16 protein-coding genes are annotated in these 22319 nt (G+C 42.2%); 14 read left to right on the forward strand and 2 right to left on the reverse strand.

Translation table 11 applies throughout. From position 1 onward, the window contains the following. From C7460_RS13155 to C7460_RS13210, 12 genes are all read left to right on the forward strand, one after another. On the forward strand, window positions 1-1407 hold the full coding sequence (locus C7460_RS13155; RefSeq protein ID WP_115868578.1) for an MBL fold metallo-hydrolase: 1407 nt from the start codon (window positions 1-3) through the stop codon (window positions 1405-1407). A gap of 140 nt (window positions 1408-1547) precedes the next feature. After that, window positions 1548-5486 carry a PAS domain S-box protein gene (locus C7460_RS13160; protein ID WP_115868579.1) on the forward strand — a complete coding sequence of 1313 codons (3939 nt, stop codon included), beginning with the start codon at window positions 1548-1550 and terminating at the stop codon, window positions 5484-5486. Between the two features lie 127 nt (window positions 5487-5613). Next, window positions 5614-6879 carry an ATP-binding protein gene (locus C7460_RS13165; protein ID WP_115868580.1) on the forward strand — a complete coding sequence of 422 codons (1266 nt, stop codon included), beginning with the start codon at window positions 5614-5616 and terminating at the stop codon, window positions 6877-6879. After that, entirely contained in the window at window positions 6879-7250 is a 372-nt protein-coding gene (locus tag C7460_RS13170; RefSeq protein ID WP_115868581.1) for a LytR/AlgR family response regulator transcription factor, read from the forward strand. Before C7460_RS13165 ends, C7460_RS13170 begins: the two co-directional genes overlap by 1 nt. A 6-nt stretch (window positions 7251-7256) precedes the next feature. Beyond that, on the forward strand, window positions 7257-7955 hold the full coding sequence (locus C7460_RS13175; protein WP_115868582.1) for a LytR/AlgR family response regulator transcription factor: 699 nt from the start codon (window positions 7257-7259) through the stop codon (window positions 7953-7955). Window positions 7956-8041: 86 nt separating this feature from the next. After that, window positions 8042-9655 carry a PAS domain-containing protein gene (locus tag C7460_RS13180; protein ID WP_115868583.1) on the forward strand — a complete coding sequence of 538 codons (1614 nt, stop codon included), beginning with the start codon at window positions 8042-8044 and terminating at the stop codon, window positions 9653-9655. Window positions 9656-9662: 7 nt separating this feature from the next. Further along, entirely contained in the window at window positions 9663-11465 is a 1803-nt protein-coding gene (locus C7460_RS13185; protein ID WP_115868584.1) for a hybrid sensor histidine kinase/response regulator, read from the forward strand. Between the two features lie 213 nt (window positions 11466-11678). Beyond that, complete coding sequence (locus C7460_RS13190; protein ID WP_170148008.1) at window positions 11679-12602, forward strand: PorP/SprF family type IX secretion system membrane protein; 924 nt, start codon at window positions 11679-11681, stop codon at window positions 12600-12602. Window positions 12603-12844: 242 nt separating this feature from the next. Further along, window positions 12845-14959: a sensor histidine kinase gene (locus tag C7460_RS13195; RefSeq protein WP_170148009.1), complete on the forward strand. Its 2115-nt coding sequence runs from the start codon at window positions 12845-12847 to the stop codon at window positions 14957-14959. Window positions 14960-14963: 4 nt separating this feature from the next. Beyond that, window positions 14964-15386 (forward strand): response regulator, encoded by a 423-nt coding sequence (locus C7460_RS13200; RefSeq protein ID WP_115868587.1) that lies wholly within the window; start codon window positions 14964-14966, stop codon window positions 15384-15386. A gap of 72 nt (window positions 15387-15458) precedes the next feature. After that, complete coding sequence (locus C7460_RS13205) at window positions 15459-16259, forward strand: hypothetical protein (protein WP_115868588.1); 801 nt, start codon at window positions 15459-15461, stop codon at window positions 16257-16259. An 11-nt stretch (window positions 16260-16270) separates the two neighbouring features. After that, window positions 16271-16519 carry a hypothetical protein gene (locus tag C7460_RS13210; RefSeq protein WP_115868589.1) on the forward strand — a complete coding sequence of 83 codons (249 nt, stop codon included), beginning with the start codon at window positions 16271-16273 and terminating at the stop codon, window positions 16517-16519. Window position 16520: 1 nt separating this feature from the next. Here C7460_RS13210 and C7460_RS13215 read toward each other — a convergent pair whose 3' ends face one another. After that, a complete protein-coding gene (locus tag C7460_RS13215; RefSeq protein ID WP_115868590.1) occupies window positions 16521-17000 on the reverse strand; it encodes a DUF4494 domain-containing protein in 480 nt (159 codons plus the stop codon). 156 nt (window positions 17001-17156) lie between these two features. Here C7460_RS13215 and C7460_RS13220 point away from each other — a divergent pair, with 156 nt between their 5' ends. Both C7460_RS13220 and C7460_RS13225 read left to right on the forward strand, forming a co-directional pair. Then, window positions 17157-19127, forward strand: a complete 1971-nt coding sequence (locus C7460_RS13220) for an acetoacetate--CoA ligase (protein ID WP_115868699.1) — start codon at window positions 17157-17159, stop codon at window positions 19125-19127. An 87-nt stretch (window positions 19128-19214) separates the two neighbouring features. Beyond that, a complete protein-coding gene (locus C7460_RS13225) occupies window positions 19215-22013 on the forward strand; it encodes an ATP-binding protein (RefSeq protein ID WP_115868591.1) in 2799 nt (932 codons plus the stop codon). On the opposite strand, the gene C7460_RS13230 is transcribed toward C7460_RS13225, so the two are convergent. Next, entirely contained in the window at window positions 21996-22199 is a 204-nt protein-coding gene (locus C7460_RS13230; RefSeq protein ID WP_115868592.1) for a hypothetical protein, read from the reverse strand. The genes C7460_RS13225 and C7460_RS13230 overlap by 18 nt on opposite strands. Window positions 22200-22319 lie beyond the last annotated feature (120 nt).

Raw genomic sequence — 22319 nt, forward strand, 5'->3', positions numbered from 1 at the left:
ATGCATATTGAACAAATTTATACCGGATGCCTGGCACAGGGAGCTTATTACATCGAAAGTGAAGGACAGGCAGCCATCATAGACCCGCTTAGAGAGACAAGTCCATATATAGAGAAAGCAAAAAGCCGGGATGCCGTTATCAAATACATCTTTGAGACTCATTTTCATGCGGACTTTGTGTCGGGCCATGTGGACCTGGCAGCCAAAACCAATGCCCAAATCGTCTATGGCCCTGGTGCCAAGACAGCCTACGATATCCATGAAGCAAAAGATGGAGAGGAGTTTGTGCTTGGAAAAGTGAAAATCAAAGTGTTGCACACACCCGGACATACCCTGGAATCCACTACTTATTTACTCAGTGATGAATCTGGAAAGCCACAGGCTATTTTTAGTGGCGACACGCTCTTTATCGGAGATGTAGGAAGACCGGATTTGGCACAAAAAGGAGATGTGACGCAGGAGGATCTGGCAGGAATGCTTTATGACAGCCTAAGAAACAAAATTATGCCGCTTCCAGATGATGTAGTAGTATACCCTGCACATGGAGCGGGCTCTGCATGTGGTAAAAACATGAGTAAAGAGACCAGCGATCTACTTGGAAACCAAAAAGAGTCAAACTATGCACTAAGGTCTGGTATGACCCGTGAAGAGTTTATCAAAGAAGTGACAGATGGCTTGCTACCTCCACCTCAGTATTTTGCTCAAAATGTGGCGATGAATAAATCTGGAGCAAAAAGCCTTGAAGATGTACTCCAAAAAGGGTTGGTGGCACTTACTGTAGACGAATTTGAGGCCATGGCCAATCACGAAGGAGCAATAGTTCTGGATACCAGAAAACCTCAGGATTTTGCACAATCGCATATTCCAAATTCAATTTTCATTGGCATTGATGGCAGTTTTGCTCCATGGGTAGGAGCGCTCATTCCTGATTTGAGCCAGCCTATCGTTTTCCTAGCAGACGAAGGGAGAGAAGAGGAGGTGGTGACCCGGCTATCCCGAGTAGGCTATGACAATACACTTGGGTACCTCGCAGGAGGAATGCAGGCGTGGAAAGAAGCTAAAAAAGATGTTGCACAGGCAGAGTCAATCACAGCTGAAGAATTAGAGTCAAGAATGACTAAAAACGAGCTCACTGTATTAGATGTAAGAAAGCCTTCAGAGTTTGAATCCGAACATTTAGAAAGTGCCGTCAACGTACCATTGGATTTTATCAATGACAATATGGGGCAATTAAGTAACAACACCAGGTATCATGTACATTGTGCAGGTGGATACCGGTCTATGATCTTTGCTTCCATATTGAAATCACGTGGTTTTGATCAGGTTGTAGATGTACAGGGAGGCTATAAAGCGTTAAAGGAAACATCCATACCCAGGACAGCTTTTGTGTGTCCGTCACAATCCTAAAACTGATTCACCTCAGGGCTAATGGTGTGATGTCCTGAGGTGAATAATGTCAGCTAATGCTTTCTATTGAGCTATTTTTTTAAAATTTCTAAACATTTGTTTATAGTTCTTTTAACTTAGGATTTGGCAATACCTCATATATGCTAAAACCTAATATACCTCAAGACGAAGCTAACCGGCTAGAAGCCCTGAATCAACTCAATATTCTAGATACTCTTCCCGAAAAAGAGTTTGATAATATCACCAAACTGGCATCACAAATCTGTGGTGTGCCTATAGCCTTGATTTCGCTAGTCGACCAAAATCGTCAGTGGTTTAAGTCCCGATACGGTCTAGAGGCTTCTGAAACCCCCCGTGAACTGGCATACTGTGCACATGCCATCAATGACCCTGATCACGTGCTGGAGGTTCCGGATGCATATAAAGATGAACGGTTTAAAGACAATCCGCTAGCGGTAGGTGAGCCTTTTGTCAGGTTCTATACTGGCGTGCCCCTTAAGGATCCTCAAGGATATGCCCTGGGTACACTCTGTGTCATCGATCATAAACCGAACAAACTTACGGATGAGCAGCTAGATGCTTTAAAAACGCTCGCTCAACACGTGATGGCGCTGATAGCCGAAAAACGAGCCAATATAGAACTCTCCAAAAGCCAACGAAAGTACAAGGCCCTGGTAGAAAACATGGATGATATGATCTATGAGCTCGACCAAAAAGGGAGGTTCATCTTTTCAAATAACAAACTTCAAGAATTAACCGGACGCACAGCAGAGGAATTAAAGAAAACGCACTACTGGGAACTGATTCGCCCCGATTTTGCCCAAAAGGCCATTGACTTCTACGTAAAGCAGCAGAAAGACCAAAAAAACAAAAGTTATTTTGAGTTTCCTATGGTCACATCGGCAGGTTCGGAGTGTATGGTAGGGCAGAATGTGGTGATGAGTTTTGATAGCGAATCCGGGCGCGTTAAAAGAGTGATAGCCGTGGCTCGAGATATTAGTGAGCTTAGGGAAAAGGAAGAGCTGTTTAGACTACTATCTGAAAACTCTCAAGACCTCATTTGTCTGCATCAACCTGATGGCACCTATAAGTATCTGTCACCCTCGGTAAAAGATATATTAGGCTATGAGCAGGATGAACTAGTAGGAGAGGACCCATACAACTACATGCATCCTGAGGATGTGGATCGCTTACGCCAATTGCCTCATAAGCAAACTTTAGACGGGCAAGAAGTATCAGGAGTAGAATACAGGCTGAAGACCAAAAATGGCAAATATCGATGGCTAGAGAGCTACACCAAGCCAATTTTAAATGAGGACAAAAAGGTCGTAGCATTTCAGACTTCATCACGAGAAATCAGTGATCGCAAGTTTCACGAACTGCAATTGCTTAAGTCTCGTGAAAATATTGCGTCCATTGTAGAAAATACAGATGACGCTATATGGTCCGTAGATCGTCAGTTACGTTTCAAGATCATCAATAAGTCATATAAGGAGTTGCTAGAAAAGTTGGGTGTGACTGGTGAATTGGAAGGTGAAGACGCTCTAACTATAGCCGATCAAACCTTTGCCGATTTAGGTCCGCATTATGAACGAGCGCTGGCTGGTGAAAAGTTTAATGTTGAGTATGAGTTAACCGTTTCCGGTGCAGAATTGTATTTTCAACTATTCTTCAATCCGATTTTTGGAGATGGTGATCGTACAGATGGAGTTGCCGTTTTTGCAAGAGACATCACGGCTCAGAAGCGAATTTCACGCAAGGCAGAACAATACAAGGAAGGATTGCAACTGCTCAACATGCTATCCTCAAACACCTATCTTACGTTGCCTCAGCAATTGCGCCAGGCACTCAAAGTGTCTTGTGAGTATTTGCAAATTCCAATGGGACAGGTCGTTCAGGTTACAGATGGTCAGTCCAATGTACTTCAGGAGTATCGGATGCGTGAGGGCGAAGAAGAAGACCTAAACATAGACCCTAAGGTAATCCAGACAATATTTGATCAGACCAAGACACAGGAAATAAGTGATACCAGTCGTGTTGATGAACTAAAAGGTGTTTCGGTAGGAGCATTTATAGGTTCCGCTATCATGGTAGACGGTCGCTCATTTGGAGTAATCGTATTTGCCAAGAAGGATGCAAAACAAATCCCCTTTGATACCAATGAAACCGATTTTGTTGACCTGCTAGCTGGATGGGTAGGGTTCAATATTGAAAAGCAACAATATGAACGCAAGTTGCTTGCAGAACAAGATGTCTTAAAAGCGTTTGTTAACTCTGCACCAGCAGCGATTGCTATGTTTGATGCTGAGCTGTGTTATCTAGCAGCAAGTAAGCAGTGGAACGATGAATATGGTCTGGGAAACAGAAACTTGCTCGGACTAAATTATTTTGATGTTTTCCCCAATGTGTCAGAAGAATGGGACTGTATACTAAAATCAGCCCTCAACGGAAAAATAGAAAGTAAAGAGCGGGACTCCTTTAGACGAGATAACGGAGAGGAACTTTGGTTTAAATGGGAAGTAAGACCATGGTATACCGGAGATAATGAGATCGGTGGGGTCATTATGTTTAGTGAGGACATTACTCAGCAGGTTCATCAGGAAGTAGAGCTGCGTATGGCCAAAGAAGTGGCCGAAAAAGCATCTAAAGCCAAAGAACTGTTTTTGTCCACCATGAGTCATGAGATCCGTACACCGATGAATGCCATCCTTGGGCTTACCAACATACTTCTTCAGGATAGTCCTCGTCAAAGTCAGCTGGAAAACCTCAACTTGTTGAAATTCTCAGGCGAAAACTTGTTGGTTCTGATCAATGATATACTTGACTTTAATAAGATAGAAGCCGGTAAAATGAGCCTGGAGCTTGTTAATTTCAACTTTAAAGAACTCGCCAATAACATCTACCAAACCATGCACATGAAGTCCCAGGAAAAGCAGTTGGCCTTTATGTTTGAGTTTGAAGATGGCATACCCGAAAATTATATTGGAGACCCGGTTCGGCTGTCGCAAATACTTACCAACCTGGTGAGTAATGCCATTAAGTTTACTGATGAAGGATTTGTAAAGCTCGTGATTTCCAGCAAAGAACGAACTTCTAATGAGGTACTGTTGAACATTCAGATTACAGATACGGGCATCGGTATACCTTCTGACAAGCTAAAATCCATATTTGAAAATTTCACCCAGGCAAGCAGCAGTGTCACGCGTCAGTTTGGCGGAACAGGTCTGGGGCTGGCAATTACCAAAAAACTGATCAACATGATGGGGTCAGATATTTGTGTGAGTAGCACACAGGGTGAAGGCTCTTGCTTTGAGTTTGATTTAAGCCTTCAAGTAGGAGAAGTAAAGACGCTGACAGAGGAACTAAAAGTCATCGGTGATGTGAAAGAAGAAAAGAAAAAGGGTGAAATATTTTTACTCATAGCGGAAGATAATTATGTAAACCAGGAAATTCTGGCCAAATTTTTGGATCGTTGGCAAATCCAGTATGAGTTTGCCTGGAATGGGCGGGAGGCATTGGAAATGGTCACTCGTAAGCAGTATAGCATGGTGCTGATGGATATTCAAATGCCCGAAATGGATGGGTATGAAGCTGCAAGGCACATTCGCAATATGGATGGAGAATATTATCAAAAAATACCTATCTACGCACTAACGGCTTCTGTACTGCTGGGGGTCCAAAAGAAGGCTATCAAAGCCGGTATGGATGGGTACATTAGCAAACCATTCGACCCGAACGATCTGTATGAAAAGATTCTAACCAAATCAATCAGGATTGCACGAAATCAGGAGCAAACCATCGATGTGTTTGATCTGGATGTAGTGACAAAAATTTCAGGAGGAGATGAAGACTTTGAGTATGACCTCACGGTGTATTATCGGGAGCTATTTGCCCATGCCCTGGGTGAAATTATATCTAGCACTGCCTCAGTCAGAGTAGAAAAATGTAAGGATTTACTCATTGCTAATGGTGCTGGTATCTATAGTGGACTCAACGAACTTTTGGAAAAACTAGTAGCTGACCCTGATGATAAGCGTCTTCTGGATCAGGTAGAACAAGAACTAAAAAAGTTTAAATGAGCAAAATTAGAAAAAGCTATCAGCGAGCAATGACTAGACTTCATCTGTTCACCACATCAACTCAACGAGTGCTCAATAATAAGACTTTATCGTCCTATACATTTGAGTAGTAACCAGAATATAGACAATGGCAAATTCCTTAGACGAGCTTAAATACGAACACTTCAAATCATCTACACAGATCATTGTGTCAGATGAGAAAGGAGTGGTGCAATCCTCGTGCAATACCTTGTCCAAAATAGACAAGGGTTATGAATTGTTTGCTGCCAATTCATTTTTGGATATACCCGGCCTAAAGAAAGACATTAAGTCTAAGGAACGAATAGTTCTTGGAGATATTAGTCTCGATTTTCTCGGGCACAATTCCATTTTCAGTGTATACATTTCTCGTAAGAAAATCGAAGGTAAGAGACAGATAGTCACTGTTATCGAAGACCGAAGAGAAATGCTATCCAGTGCATCTGATGAAGTGCTGGAAGCTTTTATTTCCAAAATCAAAACTCCGCTAAAGGTTCTCAGGGAGCTCGCTGAAGTAAGCTTGGAGACCCGCACGCGCATGAATGATCAAACCGAACCAGAGATTTCGCTGATCAACGCTTATATCGACAGGTTTTCACAGCAACTCAAAGAAAGAGATCATGTCTACAAGGAAGAGATACCCTTTAAAGTAGACCATATCAGTAAAGCAGTTAGTCTCTGTTTTGAGCACATGGCAAATCACAAAGGGGTGTCACTTGAAACTGAAAGTGATTTTGATAGCAAATTTTTGATTGGGGATCGACTGAAAGTACTCCATGGTATCCTACATGCTACCAGCCATTTATTGGATAACCAGGAGCAAGGCAAGATAACTGTTGGTTTTGGCTATCAGCCAGAAGAAGAAGAAATAAAGGTAACCTTTCGCGGCAATGTAATGCCCGAAGTATACAAAAGGCTTTACATGGACCTGAAGCTTGTAGGTGAATATGCGTCTATGGGAGACGAAGATTTGCTCACATTGACTTACAAAGGCAAGGCTGTGGCATACGAGCCAAAACTCAAGGAGCCAAGGAATAAAATCTCGAAAAATGAATTCCCGTATTTGTTTAGTATCACAGGGGATGATGAATCGTTGGTCATGGATATTTTGCGGACAATTCTAGATTCTATGCAGACGGAATTGGAAAATCTCAAAAAATCCTATGAAGAGCGCGACTGGAATCTGGTGGCTCGAATTACCCACAAGATGAAGCCTAATTTTCAAAACATAGAGCAAAAAGCACTCTCGCAAATGCTTCAGGATATGGAAGGTCTGGCTATCAATAACGATGAGAAAAATTTTGATAGTACCTTTAAGGAATTTGAAGAGCGTGCAACCAGCGCTCTCAACCGTCTCAACCAATACGAAATTTAATGACCAACAAAATCAGATGTTTAATTATTGATGATGACCCATCAGCCCGAGCTATCACTAAAAGCCTAATAGCACAAGATGATCGGCTAGAGTGTATCGGAGAGTGTGAGGGCTCTACCGAAGGTGCCCTATCAATTACCAAAAATAAGCCGGATTTAGTGTTTTTAGATCTAATGATGCCTGGCCTAGATGGGTATGAAGTCTTAGAGGTGATCGAGTATAACCCTAAAATTATTGTGGTGACAAGTAGTGAAGATTATAAGTCAGACACTTTGAGTCATTTAATTTCCGGTTATATTTATAAACCAGTGAAAAATCTGGAATTGTTTAAAGAAGCAGTTGACACTGCAATAAAAAAAGACTTAAATTAGAAGCTAATGGGTAAATACACTTGTATAGCTATCGACGATGATATAGTGGCGTTAAAGATTATTTCGTCACTAATAGAGAAAACACCTTTCCTGGACCTGGTAGGAACTTATCAAAACTCCGTAAAAGGCGCCAGTGCTATTTTGGAAGACAAGCCGGATATCGTTTTTTTGGATATTCAGATGCCGGATCTTTCAGGAATGGATATCCTTAAAAGCCTAAATGAAAAGCCTCAAATTATTTTGGTGACTTCTCAGGACGGATTTGCTGTAGAAGCCTTCGAATTTGATGTAGTAGATTATCTGCTGAAGCCAATAGAAAATTATGGCAGGTTCTTGAAGGCAGCAAATAAAGCCGTATCCGGGATAGAGGAAAAGTCTGGAGGCAAAGGGGATGCTCAAAACCTCTTTGTTAAATCTGATTCCTTATTGGTAAATCTGGATACCTCTGATATTCATTATGTGGAGGCCTATGGAGATTATATCAAAATCCATACACCGGAAAAAACGCACGTGGTTTACGGTAAACTAAAAGACACTGAAGCCAAGTTGCCAGACAAAGATTTTATTCGCGTTCACCGATCTTACATTGTGAGGATCGATAAGATTAAAAATATAGATCAAGGTAATTTACAGATAGGAGAGAAGATCATTCCTGTCAGTTCCTCTTATAGAGGTACATTATTGGAGCGGATAAAAACGCTTTAATTTCCACCCAAGATAACCCACCCACGGAATACGAAGTAGTCAGAAGCAGTTTGTTGTTTCTGACAACACTGTGATGATGTATTCCGATGAAAATAGACAATAAGTCTCTGTCCGGTAAGCTCTCCGAAGAGCTGATAAAAGAAGTCTCGCGACGGAAATACGCCGAGAAACTGCTTTCATTATTTGTAAAGCATGCGCCCGGTGCTATAGCGATGTTTGATAGAGATATGGTGTGTCTGGCGGCTAGCGATCGTTGGTATACAGCGTTCGACCTACAACGTGTAGACATTGCAGGCAAGCATTTTTATGATATCCTGCCTGAAGCCCGAGAAAAGAAAGACTGGGCAGCCTACCATCAGCGCGTACTAAACGGAGAAAAATTACACCAAAAAGAGGATCAGCTAAGACTTTCTGATGGTGAGACGGCCAAGCTGAGCTGGGAGATGATCCCCTGGCACAATCGCGATGGTCATATAGGAGGTGTAATCATTTCTATAGAAATACTCAAACCAGATATAGACCTCCAAAAAGACCTCAACAGAAACAAAGAACTGCTCCAAATGGCCCTGGATGTGAGCAATGTGGGCGTTTGGCATTGGACAGAGGAGGATAATAAACTAACCTGGAACGACCGTATGTATGCTATTTTCAACTGCGAAGGAAATAGCATATATAACGGTGATCAATTTTTTGATTTACTGGAAGAGCGTGACCGTAAACGCATGGCTACCTTGTTACAGCGTACTGTTCAGCAAGGGGGCGATTACACCACAGAATACCAGATCAAAGGCAATCGATTTGTAAAAGAATACGGAAAAGTATTTGATGAAGGAGGTCGCCTGAGAATGACCGGTATTTGTATGGACGTGACACAAGATCGCGCATCCATGAAACATAAAGTTGATCAGCAATACGCTTACCGATATGCCGTAGATCATTCACCTACAGCTACAGCGATTTTTGACAATAAAGGAAAGTGCGTACAGATAAATGCCGCTTTGAGCGAGCTCCTTGGCTTTGAAGAAAGTGATTGGGTAGGTGTAGACTATAAATCCATCATGCATCCTGAAGATGAAGACTTCTATTTGAGTGAAGTAAACAAACTCATATCAGGGGAGCGAAAGTTCATAGACAAACGTAAAAAGTGTATCACCAGAGGAGGGTACGAGATTGCAACTAAACTAACCATAGCTTTGGTACGTGACGCATCGAATAAGCCTCATCACTTTGTAGTGAGCCTCATTCCAGAGTCAAAGCAGATAAGGGAAAGTAATCGAGTATCCTTACCTCCACAAAAAAGATCGTTCGATATCCACCGGATAATCAGCGAATTCCCAAAAGAATATCACCACAAAATCAACCTACAAAAAACACCAATGGTTTTAGGTGATCAGCAGACACTAGAGAAAGTTTTCTATGCGCTGATCGATGCGCTAATTAGGCATTTGCCCCATTCAAATACCATCGAGGTGCTTGGTGATACCAATATTAGTCACGACATCATTTTTATAACCGCAATATCCGATAAGACCGGGGTTTCGGATCACAGATCAGAAAAGTCATTTATCGAGCTCCCTCCTGATCTAAAGATCGTAGTAGATCTTTGCGAAAGACTATTGTCAGGACAAGGCGGTAGTTTATATGCAGAATCACCCAACTCAGGAGGTTTGACTTTTACTGTTTTACTACCGCGCTACTGATCAAAGGATGAAGGAGATTAACATTATATATCTTGAGGACAACCCTGACGACATCTTTTTTGTTAAGCGCAGGCTTAAAGAAGCGGGAGTCAACTTCCAATTAAAAGAAATACCATCCGGTAAGGAGTTTGTAGATGAGCTTCAAAACATTCATCTCTTTGATGTAGTGCTCTCAGATTTTAACTTACCTGAATTCACAGGTGAGGAGGCATTATGGGCTGTAAGAAATGTGTCTGATATGCCCTTTATTTTTTTAACTGGTGCTCTGGGCGAAGAAAAAGCCGTGAGTCTCATGCGTAAAGGAGCCACAGACTTTTTGTTGAAAGATCACATGGACGCAGTGGCGAAAGTGATCTTAAGAGCCCTTCGAGAATATGAGATAAAACGCAAGGAAGAAGCTCGTGAACGAGAGCTGCGTGAAAAAACGCTAACCCTCAATACCTTGATGGAGAGCATGATGGATCATGTTTCGCTTAAAGACGTCAATAGCAGATACCTGGCGGTAAATACTTCTTATGGAGCATTTATGAATGCGGATCCGGATGAGCTGATTGGAAAAAAAGACCATGAGGTGGTAAATGATCCAGAACTGGTAAAGCGCTATGAAGAATCGGACAGGTATGTGTTGCGGTATCAAAAGCATATCATGGAAGAAATAGATATGACGTTTGACGGCAGGCGCATTATTTTAGAAACATTGAAAACCCCTCTGATAAACGACAAAGGAGAGACGCAGGGTATCGTTTGTGTGAGCAGAGACATTACAGCAAAAAAGGAGGCTGAAGAAGTGATTTATAAAAACGAATTACTACTTGATCAGTCTGAGACTTTCAATCAGTCGGGAAGCTTCTATTTGGATACAGCATCCATGCAAATGACTTGCAGTAAGAATTTTCGGAGGATTCTTGGTCTGGACGAACAAAGTTCTTCTGAAATTCCATTTGTGGCATTTCTGGATAAAATTCCTGTGTCGGAGCGAGACCTCATAGAGGACTCACTGACAATGGCTTTCAAGTTTCATAAAGAGTTGAGTTTGGAGCACCGACTTGCTGACCAGTATGGCAACGTTCTTAACCTGAGAACACAACTAAAGGCAGATACCACTACCGGTACAAATCGGTATGTGGGTATGGTGATGGATGTAACATCCGATAAGCAAGTAAACAATGCAGTTTTGCAGGCACAGGAAAATGAGCGTATGAAGGTGGCTGAGGATTTACACAACAGCCTAGGACAAAAGCTGGTTGCCCTGAAGATGTACATCAATGCATTTCAATCTAAACTGGATGATAAAGAAATGGTCGGAAAGGCTCAAACACTGATAGCCGATAGTTTGGATGAGGTGCGAGATATTTCCAGAAATCTGTCGCTCAAAATAATTGAGCACAATGGATTAAAAAGCTGTTTGAGGCATCTCCGTGACCTGTATCAGCAGGAATTTAAGTCAGAGTTGGTTATGGATTTTGATGATAACGATGTTTCTCTGGAAAATGCCGGTCATATCTACAGGATTGTCGAAGAAGCCATGTCTAACACGGCCAAATATGCCGAGTCAAATTGTTTTAAGCTCTCTGTGATCAAAGAACAACACTACCTGGATATAGACATATCTGATGATGGAGTAGGGTTTGACGTAAATGCTTTACCAATGGGAAATGGATTGAAAAACATCCAGGGAAGAGTCCGAAAAAGTAACGGCGTATTCTTTTTTAGTTCAGAACCGGGCAAGGGAACCTCTCTTAAAATAAGAATCCCGGTAAGAGAACAGATGGAAACTTCTGCCAGGGTACCATCAGGGCCAATAACCTGATTGGTTAAACTATTCCAGGGTATAAAGGTTATAAGCAGTATTAACCCTGCATCACCGAAAATACAGATCGTCAGGAAAAGCAATCGCTTGCACATCTGAAATTGAAATTGGCCATTTCCAGTCAACAAGAATTAGCCGCCAGTGAGCGTGAATCAACTGGCAGCTATCGAATGAATGGAATGTCTACCTGTCTCATGTTTTATTTTCGGTACTATGAACACAACAGCTACCCCTTTTCGAACTTTACTTTTTAGCGCTTTCATTTTGTTTGGGCTGGTGGTTTTTGCCCAGCAACAACCCATGTACACCCAATACATGTTCAATACACTTGCCGTAAACCCGGCGTATGCAGGAAGCCACGAATCCATTAGTGCAACAGCACTTTCCCGTATTCAATGGGTAGGAGTAGATGGAGCTCCCAATACCCATACATTTTCTATTCATTCTCCGGTACCGGGTAGAAAAATCGCCATAGGAGCAATGTTTTCTCACGACCAAATTGGTGTGTCTAAGCAGACGACAGCACAGCTATCCTATGCATATCGGATTCAGATGAAACGATCCACTCTGAGTTTGGGATTACAGGGTGGGATTCGGTCTAACCGGACAAACTACAATGAACTAGGTGTTAACGATACAAACCTGCAGGGCAGCGAGTTTGCAGTTAGGCCTAATTTTGGCGTTGGGGCATACTACTACACTGGTAGGTGTTATTTGGGCGTATCAGTGCCCACGGTGATCAAGAACAATTGGTCGAAGGCATCAGATGAAAACCAGGTGATAGGCACAGATATTCCACACTTTTTTATAACTGCTGGAATGCTCATAGATATTTCCCCTTTAGTGAAGATAAAGCCAAGCACTCTGATCAAATCCGTGCAGGGAGCACCTGTAGAAATAGACATCAATGCCAATGTTATTTTGGATGATAAAGTGTGGGTAGGACTTTCGTACAGGTCATTTGATGCATTGAGCATGATTCTCGAATTGCAGGTAAATCCACAGCTAAGATTTGGCTACGCTTATGATCTCACGGTGTCTGATTTAAGACAGGTCAACTCAGGTTCGCATGAGTTGATGCTCAATTACCGCTTCGTTTATGAGCGAACAAAAATTGTAACACCAAGGTATTTTTAGTGCTATAATTTGCTAGCTTGAAGAAAGACTATCACCGACGAATGACTAAAACTGGCGCAACGACATTTTTCAAAGCAACCGCTTTCTTATTGGTCGCGTTTCCTCTGATTTGGTTGGTCATTGACAGTTTTTTTCAAATAGCTATAGTAACAATCTCCCAATTTGAATTAGGGGCATTACTGCTTATCGGATTGCTGATGTATTTGAGCAAATCCAGGTGGTCAAGAAAGTTTACAGCACCGATGGCTTTATTGCTGGTGCTTGCTGCCATTTTTGTTTCTATCGGTTATAGCTCGTCTGAAAAGGTGCCGGGCCAGCCTGAAGAACCGGTAGTTGGTCAAATGATGGCTTTGGTTTATCTCATTTTTGGTGCTTCTTTTCTTTTGGTCAGAATCAGGTATCCGAGGTTTGTAGTGCCTGTGCAGTACGCCTTGCAGCTGATACTTCTTGTTCTGATCTACATGGCAGGTGAGTGGGCCTATGGGATCCCAGTTGAGCATTCGATTTTATACTCTTCCAGCCGCTCAATTTTTGGAGTCATCCTAATGATTTTAGCTACTGTAGCCTGTATTGCAGTATTGCCTTCGGTAGGCCTCTCTACCCTGTGGCACGGAAGCAAGCCTGGTAATGTGATCAGTAGAACGCTGATGTCGGTATTAGTGATACTCGCGATCGTGCTGGGGTATGTGCTTAGCAGGGTGTTAGATCTTCAGCTTTTAGCACCTAACATGGCTTTGCTAATCTTTGGTTTTTCGATTCTAACCTGTTGCTTTATTGTTGTTACGGTGGTGGCTTACTTTCTAAACCAGGCCTATGATGATCGGCAAAAAATAGAAGAACAGCTGACCAAAAGCAATGAAGATTTGGAGGCGCAAGTGGCGGCTCGCACGGCCGAACTGGAGCGAACAGTTCAATTACTTAAGGAAACTAATGAAGCCGCCAGTATCGGGTATTGGCAGATAGATTTGGACAGTCAAAAGGTGCATTGGTCTGATGGAACCCGCAAAGTATTTGGGTGGGGAGATGTACCTCTTCCTTCTTTTGAAAAGGCCCTGGAGTTTAATGCTGCAGCTCAAAATGCAGAAAAGATGAGAGTGCTGGTGAGAGATGCCATAGATCATGGTAATAGCTGGGAAGAAGAATTGCTCATAGAAACTCGTGAGGGAGAGAAGCGCTGGGTGCTCATCACATGCAAAGCCCTTAATAAAGATGCGAAATGCAAGGAGCTGAGAGGTACAGTACAGAACATTGATGATCGCAAACGAGCGGAAATTGAACTAACGGAAGAGCAGCAGTTTCTGCAATTGGTCATTGATAATATACCCGTGAATATTTATGTAAAAGATCTTGAATCTAGAAAAACGTTGGTAAATAAAGCGGAGCTAGAACTACTAGGTGTTAGTGATCCGGCCATGGTGATTGGAAAAAATGATTATGATCTCTACCCTAAAAGTTCAGCAGATATTTCCAGAGCAGAAGACCTGAGGATCATCAATGATCGTCAGGTGATGCGTGGACAGGAAACTTGTCTGCATCTAAATAATGGCGATGTTAGGTGGTTTCTATCGTCTAAAATACCGCTAATCATCAAAGACAATGTAAAAGGTATTTTGGGGGTAAGTGTAGATATCACCCAAAGAAAATTAGATGAAGAAAAGCTAACCAACTATGCGGTACTAGAAGCGAAGAGCAAAGAAATGGAGGAGTTGACTTACGTTACCTCACATGACCTGCGCGAGCCACTTCTGACAATCAAAAACTACACGCAGGCAATGGTGGAAGATTTTGGTGAGCAAATGAATGATGACGCCATTCGGTATTCTGAAGCGATCGATCGAGGAGTGGGAAGAATGGAAGAGCTGATAGGAGGTCTACTGGATTATTCTAGACTCAGTAGACCCAAAGCAATGCGTCCAGCTGATATGAACGAACTCGTTTCGGAGGTCTTATCAGATTTGCAGGCTCAAACTGAAGCAGTAGGTGCTAAAATTATTGTAGAAGACCTGCCGCAGGAGGTTTGGGGGTACACAGTGGAGATCAAGATGCTTTGGCAAAATTTGGTGGCTAATGCGTTGAAATTTAGAAGCCCGGAGAGAGTACCAGAAATAACTATAGGATATAAGAATCAGAATGGAGTGCCCCTATACTTTGTGAAAGATAATGGTATAGGTATTCCAAAAGAAAGCTACTTGCAGGTGTTTGTTATTTTTAGGCAGTTACACGAGCGGGGTAAGTATGAAGGTATTGGGATCGGACTTGCTCATTGCAAAAAAATAGCAGAGCTGCATAATGGAAAAATTTGGGTAGAGTCTGAGCTTGGTAGTGGGAGTTGTTTTTATTTCACATTAAACTCGTAGAAAGATGAGCGAAAAATTGAAGTGCATATTATTGGTAGATGATGATGATGATTGCAATTTTTTTCACAAACGATTAATAGCAAAATTGGACTGTGCAGAACATGTAGAAGTTTGTACAAATGGTATAGAAGCGCTGGAGTATCTGACCCAAAGAATGGAACGGGGCTACCCCAGGCCGGAATTGATATTTTTGGATATCAATATGCCTAAAATGAATGGGTGGGAGTTTCTCGAAAAATATAAAACATTAGACCCGGATCAGAAGGCTGAAATGCTAGTAGTAATGCTCACAACATCACTAAACCCTGACGATCGTTCGCGTGCAGATAGCAACGATGATGTGCATGCTTTTGCCAATAAATATCTCGATAAATCTAAGCTGCAATTAATCCTGGAAAAGAATTTCCCTCAGCTATTTAGTGAATAGTAGAATACGACTCTTCACACTCACTAATCAAGCGAAAAGTGTACTTTTGTAGGAATTGATTACCAGCCGTTTATGAAGTATATACTGACGGGATGCATGGTTGTATTTACATTGTTGGCTCATGCTCAGCGCTTTGGAGCGTCACAAGACGTGATAGAAGTGGGAGAGTCGATGAAGGATTACATTAAAGAGCATCACATCGAAGAAATTGAAAATATTGTTCACAGGTTTACCGAATCACGGGTTTTTTTAGAGTATCTCTTGGAGCAGGGACATCATATCCCATCAGACTCAATAAAATTGCGAAGAAGAGATGTGAGAGTTGGGGATGATGTAGATGTCTATGTCAAGCATTTTACCGACCACCAAAACTTCACCATGCTTATGGTGCCAGTGGATATTTATCCGCTTACCATTTATGATACTTTACTTTTTTCGGTTTTAGAAGTAAGTGATGCCTGGCTTCAAGACAAATATTACTATCACGATATTTCGGATGAATCAGTAAAGGCGGAACTGCTCGCCACAGAAAACCACAACCTTATCACCCAGCACATGTTTGATCAGGTAATGGCTGAGCGAAGACAAATAAGCGCAGAAGTAGAAGTGAAACTCCATGAAAGCTATATTTCTACCAACACCATCCATCTAAACACGCATGATTTGGATAAAGATGAACGGAAAGAAGTACTTAAGCATTGGAGCCTGATGAAGCGACTTTTCACCCATAATCTGGATATGAATGTAGAAATGAATATCTATATTTTCGGCTTTGATGACATGAGAATCATTCACTATCTGGATGGCGAAGAGATTGACTATCGCATTACTCCGCGTAATATTTTCACCAGACACCATTTTTTAGAAGAATAACCGATTTGGCAATGGCGTGTGTGACAGGTAAGAAAGCATATCCAACGAAAGAACGAGCATTGGAAGCTTTGGTAGACCAGAGGGGGAGGTTTGAGTATAGGTCCAACAGTGGTCCTATAAACGTATACCACTGCGATGACTGTGGGGAATGGCACTTTACTTCTAAAGGGGACATGCATGAATACCTCCAGTCAGCAGACATTCAGAAACGTATTGCTGACCAGAGAGAAGCTGAATATTGGGAGCGAAAGCTACGCTAGATTATTTTTCTACCACTTCATTGAGTGGCTTCAGGTTGCTAGGAATTTGCTCTTCAGGATTGTAAGGGAATACCTCCAGGAAGTTGGTGAGTGTAATGGAAGGAATCTCATAAGGTACAAGCATCGAATTGAGGTGCTCCTCTATGCGCTCGTATGCTTGCTTTACATCATCTGCACTCACCAGTATATAGGTGTTGATTTTTACTTCCTTATCACTGTCGCCATCTACCGTGGCATATACTACTTTACTTTTATACCATTTTTCCGAGTCTTCGTGATGGATTACTTCCGCAATATTCGTTTTGGTGATGGCCGTTACCGTAAACTCACCTCTAATATCGCGCTCACAAATCTCATAAAGTCTGGATTCAGCATCAGTATAGGACACTGCGTCTAACAAGAATGCTTCTGTAACTTGTTTGAGCATTCCATCGTCGAGTTCTTTATTGTGTTTTACTTTACAAGAATACCAGATCTTCATTTGTTGTAGTTTTGAATTTTTAACATGATGGCCTGCAAAGATATAGGGCCAGTGCTCAAGCGGAAAATTAATTCCGTGCAAACAATCATATATTTGTAGTGCTATTGATTACCCCATTTTGATCAATAGGACTTAATGAATCAGAAAGAAAACAACATGACCCAAGACACCCCAAAAATCCTGTGGACCCCAGGTCAGGATTTGATCAAAAATAGTAATCTCACAAGTTATATTGCATGGCTTCAGGAGGCCAAAAGTTTACACTTCTCCAACTATGATGAGTTGTGGAAATGGTCCGTAGATGAGGTGGATGCATTTTGGGAGTCTATCTATGAATACTTTGAGGTGATAGACCATGGTAAGTATAACCAGGTGACTTCCGGGGGGCACATGCCCGGTGTACGTTGGTTCGAAGGAAGTGAGATCAATTACGCTGAGCATATTTTTCGACATGCTGCTGATGGTCCAGCGATTATCTTTCAGCGGGAAGGAGAAGATCCTGTCGAAGTTTCGTGGGACGAACTAAAGCAAAAAACAGCGGCATTTGCTGAATACCTTTTGGCTCAGGGAGTTGAGAAAGGGGACCGGGTAGTAGGGTATATTCCCAATATCCCAGAAGCTACCATTGCCTTTTTAGCTACCTGTTCCATTGGAGCCGTTTGGTCGAGTTGTTCCCCAGATTTTGGTGCCAGTAGTGTGGTGGATCGTTTCTTGCAAATAGCTCCCAAAGTATTCGTAACCGTAGACGGCTATCAATATGGAGGCAAGATGTTTGACCGCACTGCTGTGGTAGAAGAAGTAATCAATCAACTGCCTTCCGTGAAGGCAGTGGTAGAGATTCCATACCTAACCAGCGATAAGAAGCTCGCAACAAGTGACTTATGGGAGGCTTGTGTGTCCAATGATTCGTCAAAATTGACTTTCACACCTGTGCCATTTTCGCATCCTATCTGGGTGCTTTATTCATCGGGCACTACCGGTCAACCCAAAGCTATTACACATAGCCAGGGAGGAGTTTTGCTAGAACACCTAAAATATGTGTCGTTTCATAACGATGTGCGCGCAGGAGAGCGCTATTTCTGGTATACTACCACAGGTTGGATGATGTGGAATTTTGTTCAGGCTACCTTACTCTGCGGAGCCACCATTGTTTTATATGATGGAAGTCCGGGCTTTCCGGATATTAAGTCGTTGTGGAAAATGGCCGCCGACCTGCGTGTCAATCACTTTGGGACCAGTGCTCCATTTATTGTGGCATGTATGAAAGCTAAAGTTGATCCAGCAAGCGAATTTGACTTAGAGGCCCTTAGGTCTATTAGTAGCACAGGTTCGCCTTTACCTCCGGAGGGCTTTAGCTGGGTTTATGACCATGTGAAGAAAGATGTTTGGTTGTGCTCTATGAGTGGCGGTACAGATGTTTGCTCAGCATTTGTAGGAGGGTGCCCGGTGGTGCCACTTTACGAAGGAGAAATACAACGTAGGGCTTTGGGCTGTGCGATGTATGCCTTTGATGAAAAAGGAACCCCTCAAATCAATAGCGTAGGGGAAATGGTGGTAACAAAACCTATGCCTTCAATGCCCATATATTTCTGGAATGATACGGATCAGGAAAGGTATAAAGAAAGCTACTTTGAGATGTTTCCACATGTGTGGAGACATGGTGACTGGCTTGAGATAACGGATCGTAATACGTTGATCATCAAAGGGAGATCAGATGCTACACTTAACCGACATGGAATCCGAATAGGGACTGCCGAAATCTATCAGTCAATGAGTAAGGTGGAAGCCATTCAGGATAGTTTGGTAGTTAATCTAGAGCTTGATGGTGGACACCATTACATGCCCTTATTTGTAGTGATGAAAGCTGGCTACTCTCTTTCGGAAAGCGTGAAAAAGCAAATTGCTCAGCAGCTAAAGGCCGATTATACCTCCAGACATGTACCAGACGAAGTGATAGAAGTAACTGAGATTCCTCTGACAATAAGTGGAAAAAAAATGGAAGCCCCGGTGAAAAAGATACTGATGGGACATTCGGCAGCTTCTTCTGCCAATTTGGGGGCCATGAAAAACCCTCATAGTTTACAAGTGTTTGAAAACTTCTATACGGAGAAATTAAAAGCCCATTAGTCGATTTTTTGACTAAACGCAGGAAAAAAATGCCTTCTATACAGTAGTTTGCAGGCGTAGCAATAGACCAACCCACACCGCTAAGCTATGTATGACAAGAGTATAATTAAAGTAGGCTTGCTATGCTTGCTCACATGTATAGCCACTCTAAAGGCATTCTCAATAGGCCTGGTTGATCAGGATACTTTATCCGTAATGGATCGCATCGAGGGTTACAGTGAACGTGCCTGGAAGCTCCGAGACAAACGGCCTGATTCATCGCTCTTTTATGCCAATAAAGCCCTCAACCTTGCAAAAGGTCATGGTTATGAAGATCTAGAAATTCAAGCCATCAACTATATTGGTGTAGCATATCGAAACCTGAGTAATTATTCGAAAGCCTTCGAAAAGTATTTGGAAGCGCTACGTCTCTCAGAAGAGCGTGGCAATCAAGAGCAAAGGGGATATTCGCTCATCAACCTGGGGAATCTGTACCTCTACCAAACCAATTTTCATGGAGCTATCAAATACTTCATTCAAGCGCTAGATCAGGCCCAGTCTCTTGCTAATCAGCGTATGGTGGCCTATTGTTTTACCAATCTGGGGCGATCGTACAAAGGCATAAATGAATACGGGCAGGCAGAACTGTACTTCAAGCAAGCTATTGAGATCAGAAAAAAACAAGAGGATCTATATGGACAACTATCGGCAGAAATGGAACTGGCAGAAGTATACTTATTGCAGGGAAATTTGGATAAGGCTGAGAATTATCATTTAGCCCTGGCAGTTAATATAGAGCCAACAGGTAATCCACGCATGCTGGGAATGGTGTACAACAATGTGGCACGTGTATACCTTTCTAAGGGTGAGCTGGTGTCTGCTAAGCACTTTGCTCAAAAGGCAATAAATATCACGAACGATATTACCACGCGTTATGAAGAAAAGAATGTGTTGGAAACGCTGAGCAGAATTTATGCTTCAGGAGAAGACTACAAAAACGCCTTTCAGTATCACGTGCGCTATGCTGAGCTCAATCAGCAGTTGTTCAGCGAAGAAAACATCCGAAAGATAGAGCAGCTAAAGGGGCAATACGAAATGGAGCAGCAAGAGGCCGAAACCGAATTTCTACGTAAGCAGCGCGCTCTCAATGAGCTCATTATCAGTCGTCAAAAAGTCATTATCTGGCTGTCTACTATAGGTATTGTTTTACTGTTTTTGATTGCAGTGCTGTCTATTCGGGCGTACCTGATCAAAAAGCGGTTGAGTCAAAAGATCAGCAAACAAAAAACGGAAATAGAAAAGGATAAAACGATCATAGAAGGCCAGTCACAAAAGCTAAAAGAACTCGATGCAGCTAAGTCTAGATTCTTTGCAAATGTATCGCATGATTTGCGGTCTCCACTTAGTCTTATCATGGGGAACTTGGAGATGCTGCAGGATGATGAACAGTCTGTAATAGGTCCCAATGGCCAAAAGAACCTGGAAATAGGATATAAAAACTGTAAACGCTTGCTGTACCTGACTGATGAGATCAATGACCTGACACGCCTGGAAGAAGGGAAAATCAGTCTTAAAAAGGAGGCCATCAGTGTGAAGCCATTTATTCAAATGCTCACGGATATGTTTGTTGGGACGGCTGAGTATAAAGGTGTCAACTTACGATATTCAGACCAAACAGAGGTGGTGGATTGCTTTGAAATCGACCCTCGTCAGTTCGAGAAAGTGTTTTATAATCTGGTGTCGAATGCCATCCGACATACCGCGAAAGGGGACAGTATAAACATCTCTACACAGTCCATAGATGAACGTGTAGTGCTTGAAATTTCAGATACAGGAGAAGGTATACCTTCAGACAGCCTTCCTCATGTATTTGATCGGTTTTATCAGTCCAAAAGCAATGAATACAAAGCCCGCGAAGGGTTGGGTATAGGACTGGCTCTGGTTAAAGAGCTTGTGGAGCTACATGGTGGTTCTATAGAGGTTTCGAGTATAAAGGGCAAAGGGACCACCTTTACTGTAGCCATGCCGAAGGTTCAAGCTGCTGGAGGGGGCTCAGCTGCCGGTCGGTCTTTTAGCTATGTGTCCGAACGTAAAGCTTTGTATGACGATATAGACCGGGAAGCCAGTGCTGGAGTAAGTATTCCGGATATTGGCGATAAGAAGTCCATTTTGATAGTGGATGATCACCCGGAAATTCGGTATCACTTACGACAAATATTAGAAGATGATTACCACATAGTAGAAGCAGCTCACGGCCTGGAAGCTTTGGAACTACTTAAAACGAATGATATTCAATTGATTCTGTCAGATCTGATGATGCCCTGGATGGACGGATTCGAATTGATCAATGAAATAAAATCTACTCCAGATTATAGCAATATTCCTATCCTGGTGGTTTCTGCTCGTATTTCGGATACTGATCAGGAGCGCGTACTGTATCAGGGCATAAATGACTATTTGCAAAAGCCTTTTCAAAAAAAGGAATTGCTTTTAAGGATCACGAATCTAATCAACCAGACCCGACATCAACCGCAGGATGTTTTTGCTGAGCTTTTTGATAAAAACAAACTCGATACAGTAGAAAAGGATATCATGATACGTTTGGAGCAAGTGGTGATGGAGAAGATTGCCGATGAACATCTTTCTGTTTACCAACTTGCAGATGCCATGGCAGCCAGTGAACGTCAGGTATACAGACTAGTCAAAAAACTTACAGGACTAACACCCTTTGAATATGTGACCGAAGTACGGATGAAATACGTGGATTACCTGATTCGTAAAAAGAAAGTAAAAAACCCTACAGCTGCCGCAAGGAGTATAGGGTCAAAGAATGTTACGGCATTTAGCCGTCAATATGAAAAACGTTTTGGCAAAAAACCTGCAGAGCTCTTAAACTCCGACAGCTGAGTCTACAAATGACCTGGATTCTGAGGCGATCTCTGCAAGTTGGGCCTGATAAAAAGACTCAAAGTAGCTGCTTCTAAGGCTGGGATTGCCTACAAAAACATCCTGATTTGTTGGAAACTGGCTGTTTTGGTTTTGGTTAAGCATTTTAGCCAAACCATTCGAGATTTTATTTTTTCTGTTTTCCATTTTCCTGCCTTACTTAGTAATAAATAAATTTTTCGTTGGCTTTAATGCCTTCAGGTCGCTTTTTTGCTAGCTTTAATCCAACCATGGCCAGTGCACCTACTAAAAAGAATAAGACTAATT

The organism is Marinoscillum furvescens DSM 4134 (assembly GCF_003386095.1).
GTDB lineage: Bacteria > Bacteroidota > Bacteroidia > Cytophagales > Cyclobacteriaceae > Marinoscillum > Marinoscillum furvescens.

Bases quoted from the DNA above. Each gene is read 5' to 3' on its own strand.
- C7460_RS13155 (WP_115868578.1), top strand. From the start codon at position 1: ATGCATATTGAACAAATTTATACCGGATGCCTGGCACAGGGAGCTTAT.
- C7460_RS13160 (WP_115868579.1), top strand. From the start codon at position 1,548: ATGCTAAAACCTAATATACCTCAAGACGAAGCTAACCGGCTAGAAGCC.
- C7460_RS13165 (WP_115868580.1), top strand. From the start codon at position 5,614: ATGGCAAATTCCTTAGACGAGCTTAAATACGAACACTTCAAATCATCT.
- C7460_RS13170 (WP_115868581.1), top strand. From the start codon at position 6,879: ATGACCAACAAAATCAGATGTTTAATTATTGATGATGACCCATCAGCC.
- C7460_RS13175 (WP_115868582.1), top strand. From the start codon at position 7,257: ATGGGTAAATACACTTGTATAGCTATCGACGATGATATAGTGGCGTTA.
- C7460_RS13180 (WP_115868583.1), top strand. From the start codon at position 8,042: ATGAAAATAGACAATAAGTCTCTGTCCGGTAAGCTCTCCGAAGAGCTG.
- C7460_RS13185 (WP_115868584.1), top strand. From the start codon at position 9,663: ATGAAGGAGATTAACATTATATATCTTGAGGACAACCCTGACGACATC.
- C7460_RS13190 (WP_170148008.1), top strand. From the start codon at position 11,679: ATGAACACAACAGCTACCCCTTTTCGAACTTTACTTTTTAGCGCTTTC.
- C7460_RS13195 (WP_170148009.1), top strand. From the start codon at position 12,845: ATGGCTTTATTGCTGGTGCTTGCTGCCATTTTTGTTTCTATCGGTTAT.
- C7460_RS13200 (WP_115868587.1), top strand. From the start codon at position 14,964: ATGAGCGAAAAATTGAAGTGCATATTATTGGTAGATGATGATGATGAT.
- C7460_RS13205 (WP_115868588.1), top strand. From the start codon at position 15,459: ATGAAGTATATACTGACGGGATGCATGGTTGTATTTACATTGTTGGCT.
- C7460_RS13210 (WP_115868589.1), top strand. From the start codon at position 16,271: ATGGCGTGTGTGACAGGTAAGAAAGCATATCCAACGAAAGAACGAGCA.
- C7460_RS13215 (WP_115868590.1), bottom strand. From the start codon at position 17,000: ATGAAGATCTGGTATTCTTGTAAAGTAAAACACAATAAAGAACTCGAC.
- C7460_RS13220 (WP_115868699.1), top strand. From the start codon at position 17,157: ATGACCCAAGACACCCCAAAAATCCTGTGGACCCCAGGTCAGGATTTG.
- C7460_RS13225 (WP_115868591.1), top strand. From the start codon at position 19,215: ATGTATGACAAGAGTATAATTAAAGTAGGCTTGCTATGCTTGCTCACA.
- C7460_RS13230 (WP_115868592.1), bottom strand. From the start codon at position 22,199: ATGGAAAACAGAAAAAATAAAATCTCGAATGGTTTGGCTAAAATGCTT.